Annotated in this window: 9 protein-coding genes and 3 pseudogenes; 6 read left to right on the top strand and 6 right to left on the bottom strand. The window is 59.6% G+C overall.

Annotated elements, in window-relative coordinates:
- Positions 1-2 precede the first annotated feature (2 nt).
- Positions 3-1,120: pseudogene (locus tag D3Y57_RS15000) on the bottom strand (glycoside hydrolase family 130 protein).
- A 278-nt stretch (positions 1,121-1,398) separates the two neighbouring features.
- Here D3Y57_RS15000 and D3Y57_RS15005 point away from each other — a divergent pair.
- The 6 genes from D3Y57_RS15005 (at position 1,399) to D3Y57_RS15025 (ending at position 6,311) form a co-directional block, all read left to right on the top strand.
- A complete protein-coding gene (locus tag D3Y57_RS15005) occupies positions 1,399-1,581 on the top strand; it encodes a hypothetical protein (RefSeq protein WP_239025873.1) in 183 nt (60 codons plus the stop codon).
- A 49-nt stretch (positions 1,582-1,630) separates the two neighbouring features.
- Positions 1,631-2,737 carry an NADH:flavin oxidoreductase/NADH oxidase gene (locus tag D3Y57_RS15010; protein ID WP_121153873.1) on the top strand — a complete coding sequence of 369 codons (1,107 nt, stop codon included), beginning with the start codon at positions 1,631-1,633 and terminating at the stop codon, positions 2,735-2,737.
- A 206-nt stretch (positions 2,738-2,943) separates the two neighbouring features.
- Positions 2,944-3,513, top strand: a complete 570-nt coding sequence (locus D3Y57_RS15015; RefSeq protein WP_162987152.1) for a biliverdin-producing heme oxygenase — start codon at positions 2,944-2,946, stop codon at positions 3,511-3,513.
- Positions 3,513-3,785: a hypothetical protein gene (locus tag D3Y57_RS21415; protein WP_347400389.1), complete on the top strand. Its 273-nt coding sequence runs from the start codon at positions 3,513-3,515 to the stop codon at positions 3,783-3,785. The genes D3Y57_RS15015 and D3Y57_RS21415 overlap by 1 nt, the downstream gene beginning before the upstream one ends.
- Positions 3,743-6,013 (top strand): HWE histidine kinase domain-containing protein, encoded by a 2,271-nt coding sequence (locus D3Y57_RS15020; RefSeq protein WP_347400390.1) that lies wholly within the window; start codon positions 3,743-3,745, stop codon positions 6,011-6,013. The genes D3Y57_RS21415 and D3Y57_RS15020 overlap by 43 nt, the downstream gene beginning before the upstream one ends.
- A gap of 82 nt (positions 6,014-6,095) precedes the next feature.
- Entirely contained in the window at positions 6,096-6,311 is a 216-nt protein-coding gene (locus D3Y57_RS15025; RefSeq protein WP_121153877.1) for a hypothetical protein, read from the top strand.
- Positions 6,312-6,346: 35 nt separating this feature from the next.
- Here the strand turns inward: D3Y57_RS15025 and D3Y57_RS15030 are convergent.
- From D3Y57_RS15030 to D3Y57_RS15050, 5 genes and pseudogenes are all read right to left on the bottom strand, one after another.
- Positions 6,347-7,767: pseudogene (locus D3Y57_RS15030) on the bottom strand (efflux transporter outer membrane subunit).
- Positions 7,768-7,779: 12 nt separating this feature from the next.
- Positions 7,780-10,952, bottom strand: a pseudogene (locus D3Y57_RS15035) (efflux RND transporter permease subunit).
- Positions 10,953-10,977: 25 nt separating this feature from the next.
- A complete protein-coding gene (locus D3Y57_RS15040) occupies positions 10,978-12,252 on the bottom strand; it encodes an efflux RND transporter periplasmic adaptor subunit (protein WP_121153879.1) in 1,275 nt (424 codons plus the stop codon).
- A complete protein-coding gene (locus D3Y57_RS15045) occupies positions 12,249-12,575 on the bottom strand; it encodes a hypothetical protein (protein ID WP_239025874.1) in 327 nt (108 codons plus the stop codon). Before D3Y57_RS15045 ends, D3Y57_RS15040 begins: the two co-directional genes overlap by 4 nt.
- A 386-nt stretch (positions 12,576-12,961) precedes the next feature.
- Positions 12,962-13,576 (bottom strand): TetR/AcrR family transcriptional regulator, encoded by a 615-nt coding sequence (locus tag D3Y57_RS15050; RefSeq protein WP_121153881.1) that lies wholly within the window; start codon positions 13,574-13,576, stop codon positions 12,962-12,964.
- Positions 13,577-13,676 lie beyond the last annotated feature (100 nt).

The following is a 13,676-nucleotide window of genomic DNA, read 5'->3' on the forward strand; positions in this document are numbered from 1 at the left end:
CGTCAAAGTTTGAACACGTCCTTCGGGATGTGTGTGATCCTACAGGCTAGATCGGCCTCTCCCGATGCGACGACGTAATAGTCACCGCCGTCCGCGATGCCGGTCGTGAAGACCACGTCGCGGATATACATCTGGTGGTCGATAGGCTGCGTCAATTCTGTGTTCGCCTCCAGCAATGGCTCGTGCTGGCTATGGATAACGACGCTTGGGTCATCGCGGCCCAATATCGACCAATAGGTTCGATATATCCCGACAATGCCGTTCGGTTCGACACCGTGCCATAGGCTCAGCCAGCCATCCTCGGTCAGGATCGGCGGCGTCCCCCGCCCATGCGTGCTGTCGCTACCGTGGCGGAATGGGGGCGAATGCCGGGTTTTCGATAAGGTTTCCAGAAATGCGCATCGGGAGATAGCGCGAGGTTGATGGAAGGGCCGGAGCGCCACTCGCTGCCCGGTGGATAGGCAAAATACAGGTCGCCAAGCGGGCGAGTTTGGGCCCAGAAATGGTCGTTGATCAGCCCTTCGAAGATCAGCATGTCTTTGTTCTGATGATCGAGGACAATGTCTTCGAATTGCCAGTCGAGGCCGTTTTCGGAACTGTAGAGCGTGGTCGAATGACGCTCTGGGCTGACCGAACAGGTCGTCATCAGATATTTACCCTCAACGCGACTGATCCGCGCATCTTCCAGTCCATAGCATTGGAAGTCGTGCGTCGGCGCAATGATCTTGTCGTAATGAATGGCAACGCGTTGGAGACCGTCGGGGGTCAGTTCGACGGGCAGCAGCCATGACAGCGAGGTTAGCGCCATGACTTTCCAGCCGCCGCTCTGAAGCATGAATTTGCGCGGATCGGCGGTGTTGGCGAGTTCAAGCGGCCATGCGTCGCGGAAATAGCGGCCGTCTTCCCAGCGGATTGCATGAACCTTGCCGTCAACGATGGGGTGCCGCAGCGCCTCGGCTACGCGCGCCATCATCAACAGATTGCCGTTTTCCAGCCGCGTCAGGCCGGGGTTGAACGCACCCAGTACATAGGTTTCCGCACCCAGATGCCCGGCGAGCGGAGAGCGCGACAGGTCAATGTCGTCGGGGACAAGAATCAGTTGATCGACCGCATGTTTCATTCGCGTCCTTGCTTCATTTTCTGACCCTTCATCGATCATTTCGCGCTGCTTGTCCGCAGGGATATGGGATATTGAAAACGACATCGGTTTCGCCGACTTCATCGAGTGTTTTCTGCCATGAAAGCTCCTGGAAACAGAAGGTTTAACGGGGTGCTTGCAATAGCGTTCCCTGCACCCGAAATATAGTAAACGGCGGATTCCTGTGGCATTTTCACGACAAAGCTGTATGGACCCGCTCAACTGCCGATACTTTCCGACTCAGACCTATGGAGTTAGCTTTGGATCAAGCCACTATTCTTCGCGACCGCGCCGCTTCCGAGCGCGCTGCCGCTGCTGCTACGACCCTTCCGCAGCGTCGCGCGATGCACGAACGTGCCGCCGAAGCATGGGACACGATGGCTTTCCAGATCGAAGACACATCCGAGCGCGCGGCCGTGAACAAGGCTGCCAAGGGCCAGTAAACAAGTTGATGCGTTAAGGGCGGGGATTCCAAGTTTCAGAAGGAAAACCATGCCCGCTCCGCAACTGTTTACGCCGTTCAAAGTCGGCGAACTGAACCTTCGCAATCGCATCGTCATTGCCCCCATGTGTCAGTATTCGGCCGTCGATGGCTGCATGACTGACTGGCATCTGATCCACCTCGGCCACCTTGCTCTGTCCGGAGCAGCTTTGTTGACGATCGAGGCTTCGGCGGTGCTGCCGGAGGGGCGAATCACTTACGCTGATGTTGGCCTGTACGACGACGCGACCGAGGCAGCGATGGAGCGGGTGCTGGAAAGCATCAGGCGTCATTCGGACATGCCCATCGCAATCCAACTGGCGCACGCCGGGCGCAAGGCATCATGCGAATTGCCCTGGAACGGTGGCAAGCAGGTCGCGCCGACTGCCCCCAACGGATGGCAGGCGTTTGCGCCTTCCGCCGTGTCGTTTGCTAAGGGTGATAACCCTCCGACAATGATGGACCGTAGCGAGCTGGCGCGCGTGCGCGAGGCTTTTGTGGCGGCGGCAAAACGTGCGGAGCGACTTGGCATCGATGCCGTTCAGCTTCATGGCGCGCACGGTTATTTGCTTCATGAATTTCTGTCGCCGATCTCAAACCTTCGTGATGACGAATATGGCGGCAGCCTCGAAAACAGGATGCGTTTCCCGCTCGAAGTGTTCGATGCCGTTCGCGCCGCTTTCCCCGCACACAAGCCAGTCACCGTGCGCGTATCGGGCAGTGACTGGGTCGACGGCGGCTGGGACCTGGAACAGACGATTGCCTTTGCACAGGCGTTGGAGGCTCGTGGATGTGCGGCGATCCATGTGTCGAGTGGCGGCAACTCGCCCGATCAGCAAATTCCCGTTGGTCCGAGCTATCAGGTTCCACTCGCGCGCGGCGTGAAGCAGGCGGCGAACCTCCCGGTTATCGCGGTTGGTCTCATCACCGATTTCGAGCAGGCCGAAGCGATCATTGGGACTGGCGACTCCGATTTGATCGGGCTTGCCCGAACGATATTGTTCGACCCGCGCTGGCCGTGGCACGCCGCCGCGCACCTTGGCGGCCATGTCGTTGCACCGAACCAATATCTTCGTTCGCAACCGCACCAATATCGCGATCTTTTCGTTCGCCGCTGATTCCGATGCGCAAAAATCCGCAGAAATCAATATTATGTCGCCGGTTTCGCTATTCTGCATAGTGGTGTGGCAACGGTGATGGTGTAGTAACCAAACATCGTCACTCCTATGCCGCGAGCATGGTGACGACCGAGAGCCCGTTGCTCCCGCTTGCTGCAGGAGCCTTGCGTGCATTCATTAGCCGATCTTTCAGCCAGCATGCGCCCATGAAAATGACGACTGAAGGCGACCTGATTGCCGTCGCGCCTCTGCTACCCGCCAAACCTTCGCTCAGGATGGTGTTGCGTGCTGCGACGACTGCCGATCACGAGGCTGTCGATAGTGAATTTGGTCGGTTCGATCTCACCCTGCGCTTATCCTACACGCAATTCCTGATGGCTCATGCACGCGTGTTGGGCGTGCTGGAGGGAGCTGTTGCCGGCATCTGGTCGCCCTGGCGTGCGCGTTTCCCGTTGTTAAAGGCCGATCTGGCTGAACTTGGCGTCACCGTTTCGGAAGGAAAGCCATTGCCGACGCGATCGACTGCCGCGCAATGGGGTGCTCTTTACGTTCTGGAAGGATCGCGGCTGGGCGGAGGCATCCTTGCCGGGCGTGTCGGACCGGAGCTGCCTAAGCGATATCTTTCTGCGACGCATGAAGCGGGTAGCTGGCGGAAGTTTGCCGATGCACTCGAACAGGCCGGTGGCTCCGAAAGTGACAGTTGGCGTGCCGATGCGATCGGTGGGGCCAAGCTTGCCTTCGCCAGATTTACACAATCAGCGACGGAGACGCGTTGATGAACGAAGTTTCCGTAGATCTTACGAATTGCGACCGTGAGCCGATCCATGTGCCGGGCAACATCCAGAGCTTCGGCTATCTAATCGCCGTTTCCTCCGATTGGCTCATTTCTCGTGTGTCGGCGAACATTGCCAATCTGATGGGCAAGTCACCCGACGATGTGCTGGGACTTCCGCTGCTCGATTTCTTGGGGGCGAAACACTGCACGTCCTGCGCAATCGCGCAGCGATGCTGCGCGGGGATGATGCGATCGAGCGCGCTTTTGGCCTGACATTGGTGCCGGGCGGTCCGATGTACGATGCGTCGATACATTTTTCAGGGCGCTCGATCGTCATCGAACTGGAAGCGGTTTCGCAAACGGGCTTCGACGCGGCAACGCTGGTGCGCGGCATGATGTCACGGCTTGGCGAGGCACAAGACATGACGCGGTTCTTTGCGGAGGGCGCACGTCAGGTTCGTGCACTGACTGATTTCGACCGCGTCATGGTCTATCGTTTCGACCGCGAGGGCAGCGGAGAGGTTGTCGCAGAATCGCTGAAACAGGGCGTCGATAGTTTTCTGGGGCTGCACTATCCGGCGTCGGACATTCCGATGCAGGCGCGCGCACTGTATCTGAGAAGCACGTTTCGCATCATTGCGGACGTAAAGGGCAACGTCGTGCCGATCGTGCCTACGCTCGATATAGACCGGCAACCGCTCGATCAGTCGATCTCCATCTTACGCGCAGTGTCGCCTATCCACCTCGAATATTTGCGTAACATGGGCGTCGGTGCGTCGCTGTCGATCTCCATTATCGTCGATGGCCGACTGTGGGGTTTGTTCGCCTGCCATCATTATTCGCCCCGACTGCCAAGTTTTGCCCAGCGCATTGCCGCCGAACTGTTCGGGCAGATGTTCTCGCTGACGCTGGAAGGGCGCGAACGCCGGGCGGGATCGGATTATGAGGCGCAGGCGCGCGCCATCGCCGATCGCCTGATGGCTGCCGTTGCCCAGGACGGTGCGTTGCTGGCCGATGCGGCATGGCTGGGTGAAATCATCAGCACGACGGTCCCGGCGGACGGGGTCGCGGTATATATTAATGGAACTGTCGAGACGTCGGGTAAAACGCCAAATCGCGAACAACTCCATGCGCTCGCGCGTTTGTTGAACACGAATGCTGGCGGACAGGTTTTTGCGACTGACTGGCTCGCGTCTCTAACCGCCGATGCAGCCGATTATGCAGCTACCGCTTCGGGGATGCTTGCCATTCCATTGTCGAGAGCACCGCGCGACTATGTGATCCTGTTTCGCACCGAAAGGCTGCGCAAAGTTCGCTGGGGCGGCAATCTGCAAAAGGAAATCGAGCTTGGCCCTAATGGTCCAAGGCTGACTCCGCGCAAAAGTTTCGAGGAATGGTCGGAACTGGTCAAAGGCCGGAGTGAACCCTTTACTGCGGCGCAGATCCGTGTGGCTGAGACGCTGCGAGTTGCGTTGCTCGAGGTGCTGTTGCGCTTGTCCGAAACGGCGGGCGACGACCGTCGGCGCGCGGCGGATCGGCAGGTTATCCTGATTGCCGAACTTAATCACCGTGTCCGCAACATCTTGGCGCTGATCCGCGGCCTGATTTCGCAAACGCGGGACAGTTCGCTGTCTGCAGAAGCTTTCGTTGCGACGCTGGACGATCGGGTGCAGGCACTGGCCCGCGCCCACGATCAACTGACCTCTGATCGCTGGGGGCCGGCGCGGCTGATCGATCTGATCCGGACCGAAAGCGAAGCCTATCTGGGCGAAAGACGTCAACGGGTCACGCACAGCGGCGTCAATGTGCTAATCGATCCGACCGCGTTTACAGTGATGGCACTCGTGATCCATGAACTGATGACGAACGCCACCAAATACGGTGCGCTCAGCGACGATGGCTCGGTCGAAATCGAATGGGAGATTGAACCCTCGGGCAGCTTGATCGTCAAATGGACGGAAAGTGGCGGCCCGCTGGTTGAACCGCCATCGCACCGGGGGTTCGGATCGACGATTATCGAAAATTCCGTGCCCTACGATCTGGGTGGGACTGCGCAGGTCGAATATCCGGCCGGGGGACTGACGGCCCGCTTCTGCATCCCGTCGCGTTATATCGCGCACGTTCTGGAGGACTATGCGCCAGCTCTTCCGATTGCCCCGAAATACATGATCGAAAGCGACCTACTGGCCGGTGAAATTGTCCTGCTGGTCGAGGACAGCATGATAATCGCCCTCGATGGTGAGGATGCCCTGATCGACATCGGCGCGCGCGAAGTTTTTACCGCGCCATCAGTTGTCCGATCGCTGGCGTTGATCGAGGAGGGGCGGATCAGTTTTGCCGTACTCGATTATAATCTCGGCGGAGAGACGAGTGTTTCGATCGCCGAACAACTGCTCGCACGGGGATACCGTTCATCTTCGCGACAGGCTATGGAGAGGCTCTGGAATTGCCGGGATCGCTTAAAGGCTCAATTATCGTTAAGAAGCCCTATAATGCCGTAGCACTTACCGCTGCGATCGCCATGACGCGCCAGACCAGAGGCGCTGAAAATCAGCCTGAACACGACAAATAGGAAAATATAGAATGTCACGCGCCTTGAATATCGATGCCGAGCACGACCACGTTGTCGCGACTTGTGCGAAGCATAAAGCCTCAATCAGCGCGATCGAGAAATTGCTGTCGGGCGGCACACGCGTCGTGTTGATGAATGGCGAAGGTGCCGCCGCAGTAGCCAAGGCTTACGGGTCGAAGGTTCTGACCGGCCCGGTCAAGCGGACCAGCTCGGTAAAAATGCAGTAATAATACGCTGGGAAGCGTCGCATGGCGCTTCCCATTTAGCTTGCGACGGTCGGGCCTTTTTCCCAGCCACCGCCCAGAGCACGAAACAGCTCGACCTGTGCCTGTGCAATCCGCGCATCGGATGCGGCAAGGTCGGCGTCGGCATCGGCTGATGTCCGGTCGACGTCCAATACACTCAGGAAATCAATCTGCCCTTCGCGCTGGCGGGCGTGGGTGATGCGCGACGCGGTCGCGGCACCGCTTTGCGCTGCATGAAGCGCGACATTGCGTTCGATTTCGCGCGTGTAATTGGACAGCGCAGTTTCTGTTTCCTCCAGCGCGGTCAACACTGTGCCATCGAAGTTTGCGAGAGCCTCACGCGTGTCTGCCTGACTGGCGGCAATGCGCGCGCGGGCGGCGCCGGTGTTCGGAAATGACCAACTGATGAGCGGACCGATCAGCCAGCGCAGCGCGCCGCCACCGAACAGATCGCCAAGGCTGCTGCTGTTCGATCCCACCGAACCTCCAAGCGAAATGCGTGGGTACAGGTCAGCGGTGGCGACGCCGATCCGTGCTGTGGCGGCGGCCAGACGGCGTTCGGCAGCCTGGACATCGGGGCGACGCGCCAACAACGCGCTGCCGTCCCCAATGGGAATGGGCTGCGTCAGGCGCGGCGTGGTCGTGCGTGCTGAGGCAATGGCGGGCAACTCCTGCGGCGTCCGACCTGTCAGAGTTGCGAGTCGGAACAGCGATGCCTGACGTTCGGCAGCGATTGCCGGGACGAGTGCGGCACGCTGGTCGCGCAGCGTCTGGGTCCGCACAACCTCAAGCCGGGATGCGCGGCCTGCATCGGCCCGTTTTGCGGTCAGTGTTGCCGATTTGTCCAGCAGCGTAACGACGCGGTTCGCGACCGCCAGCCGTTCGGCCGAGGACGCTGCATCCACATAAGCGCGCGTCGTTGCCGCAACGATGGCGACGCGGACGGCATCCACATCGGCTCCAGCAGCATTCACGTCGCCGCGGGCTGCTTCGATATTGCGGCGGACCCGACCGGAAAGATCGAGTTCATAGGATATATCGAGACCGACATCGAACGACGACCCGTTGCGATCGGCCCCTGGCAATGTCTGTGTTTCGGCAGTGCGCCCGCGCGATCCGCTTGCGCCGATATTGGTCTGTGGCAGCCGATCCGACCGTGCCCCCGAAGCGAGGCGCGCGCCTTGTCCAGCCGGGCGACGGCGACCCGAATGTCGGTATTCGCGGCCAACGCGTCAGCGATAAGCCCGTCGAGTACCGGGTCGTCATACAGTCGCCACCATAGCGTGGGTGCCTGACCCACGGCCACGGCAGGACTGGTCACCCCGATAAATGGACCTGCCGATTTGGGAGGGGGCAGGGGGGCGACATAATCGGGACCGACAGCGCAGGCGGTGAGAGCGAGAGCCGAGAGCGAGGTGAGCAAAATCTGGATTTTCATGACGTGCCGCTCCTATTCGGCAGGCTGGAAAGTGGCGTGCTGGGCCTTGGACTTGCGTGAGAATCGCGTGCCCAAAGCGCGGCAAACCACGTAGAATGTCGGTGTAAACAACAGGCCGAACGCGGTGACGCCGATCATTCCGAAGAACACTGCCGTCCCGAGCGCTTGCCGAAGTTCCGAACCCGCGCCGCTCGCGATCGTCAGCGGCAGGGTACCGAGAATGAACGCGAAACTGGTCATCAGGATCGGACGAAGTCGCGACTGGGCCGCGTGAATTGCGGCTTCGACCGGCGACATGCCATCCTCTTCTTCGGCCTGCTTGGCGAACTCAACCACCAGAATGGCGTTCTTGGCGGCCAGAGCGATTAGCACCACCAGCCCGATCTGCGTCAGGACGTTATTGTCCATCCCCCGCAAATTCACGCCGGTCATCGCTGCTAACAAACACATCGGTACGATCAGGATGATGGCGAGCGGCAGGGTGACGCTTTCATATTGCGCCGCCAGCACAAGGAAGACGAACACGACGGCCAGCAGGAAAACCAACCCAGCCGTGCTGCCCGCAGCTTTCTGCTGATAGGCAATGTCGGTCCATTCATGCGAATAACCAGCGGGCAATGTGGCATCGGCAAGTTTGTCCATCGCGTTGAGTGACTGACCCGATGAATAGCCTGGTGCGGTGTCGCCGTTGACCTCTACCGCAGGGGACAGGTTATAACGCACCACGCGATATGGCCCGGTCTTGTCGCGGAACGTCGCGACCGAACCGATCGGCACCATCGATCCCGAATTGGACCGCGTTTTCAGATTGGCGATATCGGCGGTCGTATTGCGGAACGGAGCATCGGCCTGAGCGGTCACGCGATAGGTGCGGCCCAACAGGTTGAAGTCGTTGACGAACGCCGACCCCAGATAGACCTGCAACGCTTCGAACACACGCTCTGGCGGGACACCGAGGAGATTGGCTTTCGCACGGTCGATGTCGGCAAAGATGCGCGGCGTCGAAGCTTCGAAGAATGTGTATATCTGGGCAAGGCCCTTGGTTTGGTTGGCTTTGCCGATGAACTCGCCAGCCGTCTTGCTGAGCGCGGCATAGCCGTTGCCCGACTGGTCCTCGATCATCATGCGATAGCCACCCGCCGAACCGATGCCCTGGACGAGCGGCGGCGGCAGCATGATGAGCAACGCATCGTCGATATCAGCGGTCGCCTTATGCGCCTCTGCCATGATGCTGCCGATCGTCGCGTGCAGCTTGGCGCGTTCCTCAAAACTTTTCAGCGGGATGTAAGCGGCGGCGGAGTTCGGCGCGAGCGTCTGCGATGGCCCGTCGAACCCGGCCAGCATGACCGCGCCTTTCACCCCCGCGAGCGGCAGAATGCGCTTCACGACCTTTTGCATTACCGCGTCGGTGCGTTCGACCGAAGCTCCCGCAGGAAGCTTGATGACGGTCAGGAAATACCCTTGATCCTGTGCCGGTACAAAGCCGCCCGGCGTGATCATGAAGATTGCTGCGGTAAGGACGATCAGCCCGGCATAGACTGAATCATCTTGCGCGGTGCATTGACCAGACGACGCGTCATCGCTGCGTAGCTCAAGCTGAGCCGTTCGAAACCGTGATTGAACCGGTCGCCGGCGCGGCGGATGAACTGCTTCACCGGTCCCCCTGTTCCCACAACTTCAGTGGGCTTCAGCAGGATCGCGGCAAGTGCTGGTGACAGGGTCAGAGACAGGATTAGCGAGATCGCGGTCGCTGTCGAAATCGTAACGGCGAACTGGCGATAGAATGCACCCGACAGTCCCGAAAGGAAGATCGTCGGCACGAACACTGCGAACAGGACCAGTACGATTGCGACCAGCGCTCCCGAAACTTCGTCCATGGATTTGCGCGCGGCTTCGAGCGGGGAAAGCCCGGCTTCGAGATTGCGTTCGACGTTTTCGACCACAACGATCGCGTCATCGACCACGATGCCGATGGCCAGCACCAGACCGAACAGCGACAGGTTGTTGAGCGAATATCCGACTGCCGACAACACGGCGAACGTCCCGATCAGCGATACCGGTATGGCGATGACCGGGATGATCGCGGCGCGCCATTTCTGCAGGAAGACGAGGATGACGAGCACGACGAGGATGATCGCTTCGACCAGCGTGTGCTTCACGGCCTCGATTGACTGGCCGATGAACTCGGTCGGATTATAGATGACGTTATAGGCAAGCCCCTTGGGGAACTTCTTCGACATCGTTTCCATTGACGCGTTGATGTTCGCAGCAGCGGCAAGCGCGTTCGAGCCGGGGCGCTGGAAAATACCGAGCAATACCGTTGGCTTGCCGCTGAGATAGGTGTTCACCCCATAGTCCTGCGAGCCGAGTTCGACGCGCGCGACATCGGAAACCTTGACCTGACGACCATCGGCATCGGTACGGATGACGACATCGGCAAACTGCTTTGGATCGGTCAGGCGACCCTGTGTTTCGACATTGATCTGAAAGGCATTGCCAGTCGCATAGGGTGGCTGGCCCAGCGTTCCCGAAGCGACTTGTACGTTCTGGGCGCGCAGGGCGGCGACGATTTCCCCAGCGGTGAGGTCGAGCGCAGCGGCCCGACCGGGGTCGATCCAGACGCGCATTGAGAAATCGCGAGCGCCGAAGATGCGGACATCGCCGACACCCTCGATGCGGCTCAACTTATCGCGAACCTGCGTGAGCGCATAGTTTGAGATATAGCCGCGATCGAGCGAGTTGTCGGGCGACACCAGATTGACCACCATCAGGAAGTCGGGCGACGTCTTGCGTGTCACGATGCCGAGCCGCTGAACTTCCTCGGGCAGGCGTGGTACTGCAATGGCGACGCGATTCTGGACGAGCACCTGCGCCGCATCCAGATCGGTGCCGATCTTGAACGTCACCGTGATCGTGACATTGCCGTCGCCGGTCGATTGCGACGACTGATACAGCATATTGTCGACGCCGTTGATTTCCTGCTCGATGGGGGCAGCAACGGTTTCTGCAACGGTTTCAGCCGAAGCACCGGGATAACCCGCCGTGACCGTGACCGTAGGCGGCACGATGTCGGGATATTGCGAGATCGGCAGCGTGAAATACGCAACCGCGCCGATGATCGTGATGACGATCGCGATCACCGCGGCAAAGATAGGCCGCGTGATGAAAAAGCGCGAAAACCGCATGGGGTTATCCCTTGGTAGAGGTGTTTTAACGAGCGCCGAGCGTGGCTTCGCCAGCCGTTGGAGCAGGCGCGCCCGTCGCATTGACAGTCGCATCGCCGGTATATTTGCCGACGCGCGTGCGGACGTGCGAACCTGGTGCGGCAAACTGGATGCCGCTGATCACGATACGATCATTGGCATTCAGACCCGAACGAATGACCCGCAACCCATCGACGACCGGCCCCAGAACAACTGGCTTTGCAATGACCTGATCATGAGTATCGACGGTCAACACGATTTTGCGCGCCTGATCGGTCTGCACCGATGCGTCGGGGATTAGCAGCGCCGAGGCTGTTCCCCCGCTTGCCAGCCGCATGTTGCCGAACATCCCCGGTGTCAGGAAATAGCCAGGATTACTGAGCACGGCACGTCCACGGATCGTTCCCGAACGCTGATCGAGGCCGTTATCGGTGAAGTCGAGTTTGCCCTTCCAGCGGTGCTCAGTTTCGTCCTGCAACTGGATTTCAACTGAAGGTGCTTCTGCACCAGGCTGTCTGGCGCGCTGATTCTTCAGGTAGAGGGCTTCGGACCCATCGAAGTTGAAGTAGATCGGGTCAAGCGCGTTGATCGTCGTCAGCACGGTGCCGCCAGTGCCTTCGCCGCCAGCGACCTGATTGCCCGCATCGACGCGGCGGTCGGAAATCCGGCCACCGATGGGTGCGCGAACTGACGTAAATTCGACATCGAGCGAACGTGCGCGGACGCGGGCGTCCGCTGCGGCCAAAGCTGCGGATGCAGCCGCAACCTTGGCGCGGAGGGAATCCACTTCGCCGGCCGAAATCGCTTCGTCACCGATCAGGCGATTGGCGCGGCTAAGGTCGGTGCGGGCGAGCGTAAGGGCACTTGCCGCGCTGGCCGAATTGGCGCGAGCCTCTGCCAGAGCGGCAGCGAACGGGCGAGCGTCGATCGTAAAGAGCAATTGCCCTTTTTTCACGATGTCACCGTCATGGAAAAATATACCGGTGACTTCGCCAGCGACGCGCGGACGAATTTCGACTGCACGGCTGGCGGCGAAACGACCAACATAATCGTCCCATTCGTTGACTTGACGGACGAGCGGTGCTGCCACGGTTATCATCGGGGGCTGGGGCGCGGCGACCGGTGGCGGGGCGCTGGCAAGCTTTGCACCCACGGTTCCGATCAGGACAATCGGCAGCGTGACCAGAGTGACGCGCTGCCAGCGGGACAGACGGTTAAACCGACCAAGGACAGGGCGATCGACCAGTTCGTGATCGGCCTGAATAGGGGAAATCATGTTCATGCTGTGAACCGCCGTGATGGTGGAGCGATGCGCTGTCCGGCGACGCTCGCGAGGAGGATTTCCGCCTTGTCCATCGTGAAACCGGCGGCGACGAATTCGTCCAGTTCGGAGACTGGCAGGGCGAACCCCCGCCGCCACGCGTGGATGGCAAGTCGGCGCAGCGCTTCCAATTTTGGATCGGCAAGGCGTGACTGGGTGCCGCGTCCAAATACCGAACCCATCGCACGAGCGACGCGGCCGGGACTTTTCAGGCTGTTCAAATTGTCGCTTTTGGCGAGTGCGATCACGCTCCATTCCAGAGCGGTAAAGGTCGAACGCGCCACATCGGCAAAGCTGACCGTGTTGCGCGCGGTTCCCCCTCGGCGGGCAGTGCGAAAGTGTTGCTTGTGTCCATATAGGCCATTTGAACTTCCCTGAATTGGCCGCGCTGGTCCGCTCCGCAAACACAGACGTTTGCGAATGGCCTTCGACAGGCGTGACGAAATGGTCGCGACATCCCGTGGATGCGCTTTTACCGACCATTATTTGAAACTTGATATCGGTGACGAAGGCCCGAAGCCCCCGCACAGGGTCAGGTGGTTGCTGTCACCATGAGTATAATTCCCTTGTCGCTGCCGAACTTCCCTTGAAGCACGACTTCAATACCAGTCGGTATAGATTGTGTTGCTGCGTTGCGTCAACCGATATTTGTACCGACCAGTAAATAAATTTATCGGGTCGGCCAAACGCTCATGCTGGTGGCAACCAACTGACGCAAAGTGGCGCAGCTTGCACCGCCGCTCGCCTGCACCGACAGCCCCTGAAGAATGGACATCAGATAGTTAGCCAGTGCATCGGCCTCCATATCATCGGGCAACTCGCCATTCTTCTTCGCCTGCTCGAATCGAGCGACAAGAGCGGCATTCGAGGATGCGCGGCGCGCTGCTATGTCTGCCTTGATCGTGTCCGATTCGCAGCCACATGCAACCGATGCGATGACTGCCAGACACCCTTTCGGGTCCGACGTGCCAGATTGCATTTCAAGGGCGCCAAGCAATAGTTTTTCGGCGACCAGCCGCGCGGTCGGCTCCTGCAACGCAATGCCGACATAGGCGAGCTTTTCACGCTCATAAAGGTCGAGCGCCTTGTGAAAAAGCGCCTCCTTGTTGCCGAATGCAGCGTAGAGACTCGGCTTGGTAATGCCCATCGCCGAAGTCAGTTCGGCCATCGACGCGCTCTCATAACCACGACGCCAGAACACCGTTAACGCAGCGGCAAGAGCCCCATCAAGGCAGAACTCCCGAGGTCGACCTTTCGGTGACGCAACGCAAACATCCTGTTCCATACCGAACGGTATGTAGTGTGCTTTGCAATTTCGTCCAGTGGGAAACTCAGTAACTTAGCCGCTCATCGACTCTGCCGAGGATGGAGAGCACGCCGTCGCA

Source organism: Sphingomonas paeninsulae (genome assembly GCF_003660165.1).
GTDB classification, from domain to species: Bacteria; Pseudomonadota; Alphaproteobacteria; order Sphingomonadales; family Sphingomonadaceae; genus Sphingomonas_O; species Sphingomonas_O paeninsulae.

Coding starts and splice junctions, on each gene's coding strand:
- D3Y57_RS15010 (WP_121153873.1), top strand. CDS start 1,631: ATGCCCGCTCCGCAACTGTTTACGCCGTTCAAAGTCGGCGAACTGAAC.
- D3Y57_RS15015 (WP_162987152.1), top strand. CDS start 2,944: ATGAAAATGACGACTGAAGGCGACCTGATTGCCGTCGCGCCTCTGCTA.
- D3Y57_RS21415 (WP_347400389.1), top strand. CDS start 3,513: ATGAACGAAGTTTCCGTAGATCTTACGAATTGCGACCGTGAGCCGATC.
- D3Y57_RS15020 (WP_347400390.1), top strand. CDS start 3,743: ATGCTGCGCGGGGATGATGCGATCGAGCGCGCTTTTGGCCTGACATTG.
- D3Y57_RS15025 (WP_121153877.1), top strand. CDS start 6,096: ATGTCACGCGCCTTGAATATCGATGCCGAGCACGACCACGTTGTCGCG.
- D3Y57_RS15040 (WP_121153879.1), bottom strand. CDS start 12,252: ATGAACATGATTTCCCCTATTCAGGCCGATCACGAACTGGTCGATCGC.
- D3Y57_RS15050 (WP_121153881.1), bottom strand. CDS start 13,576: ATGGAACAGGATGTTTGCGTTGCGTCACCGAAAGGTCGACCTCGGGAG.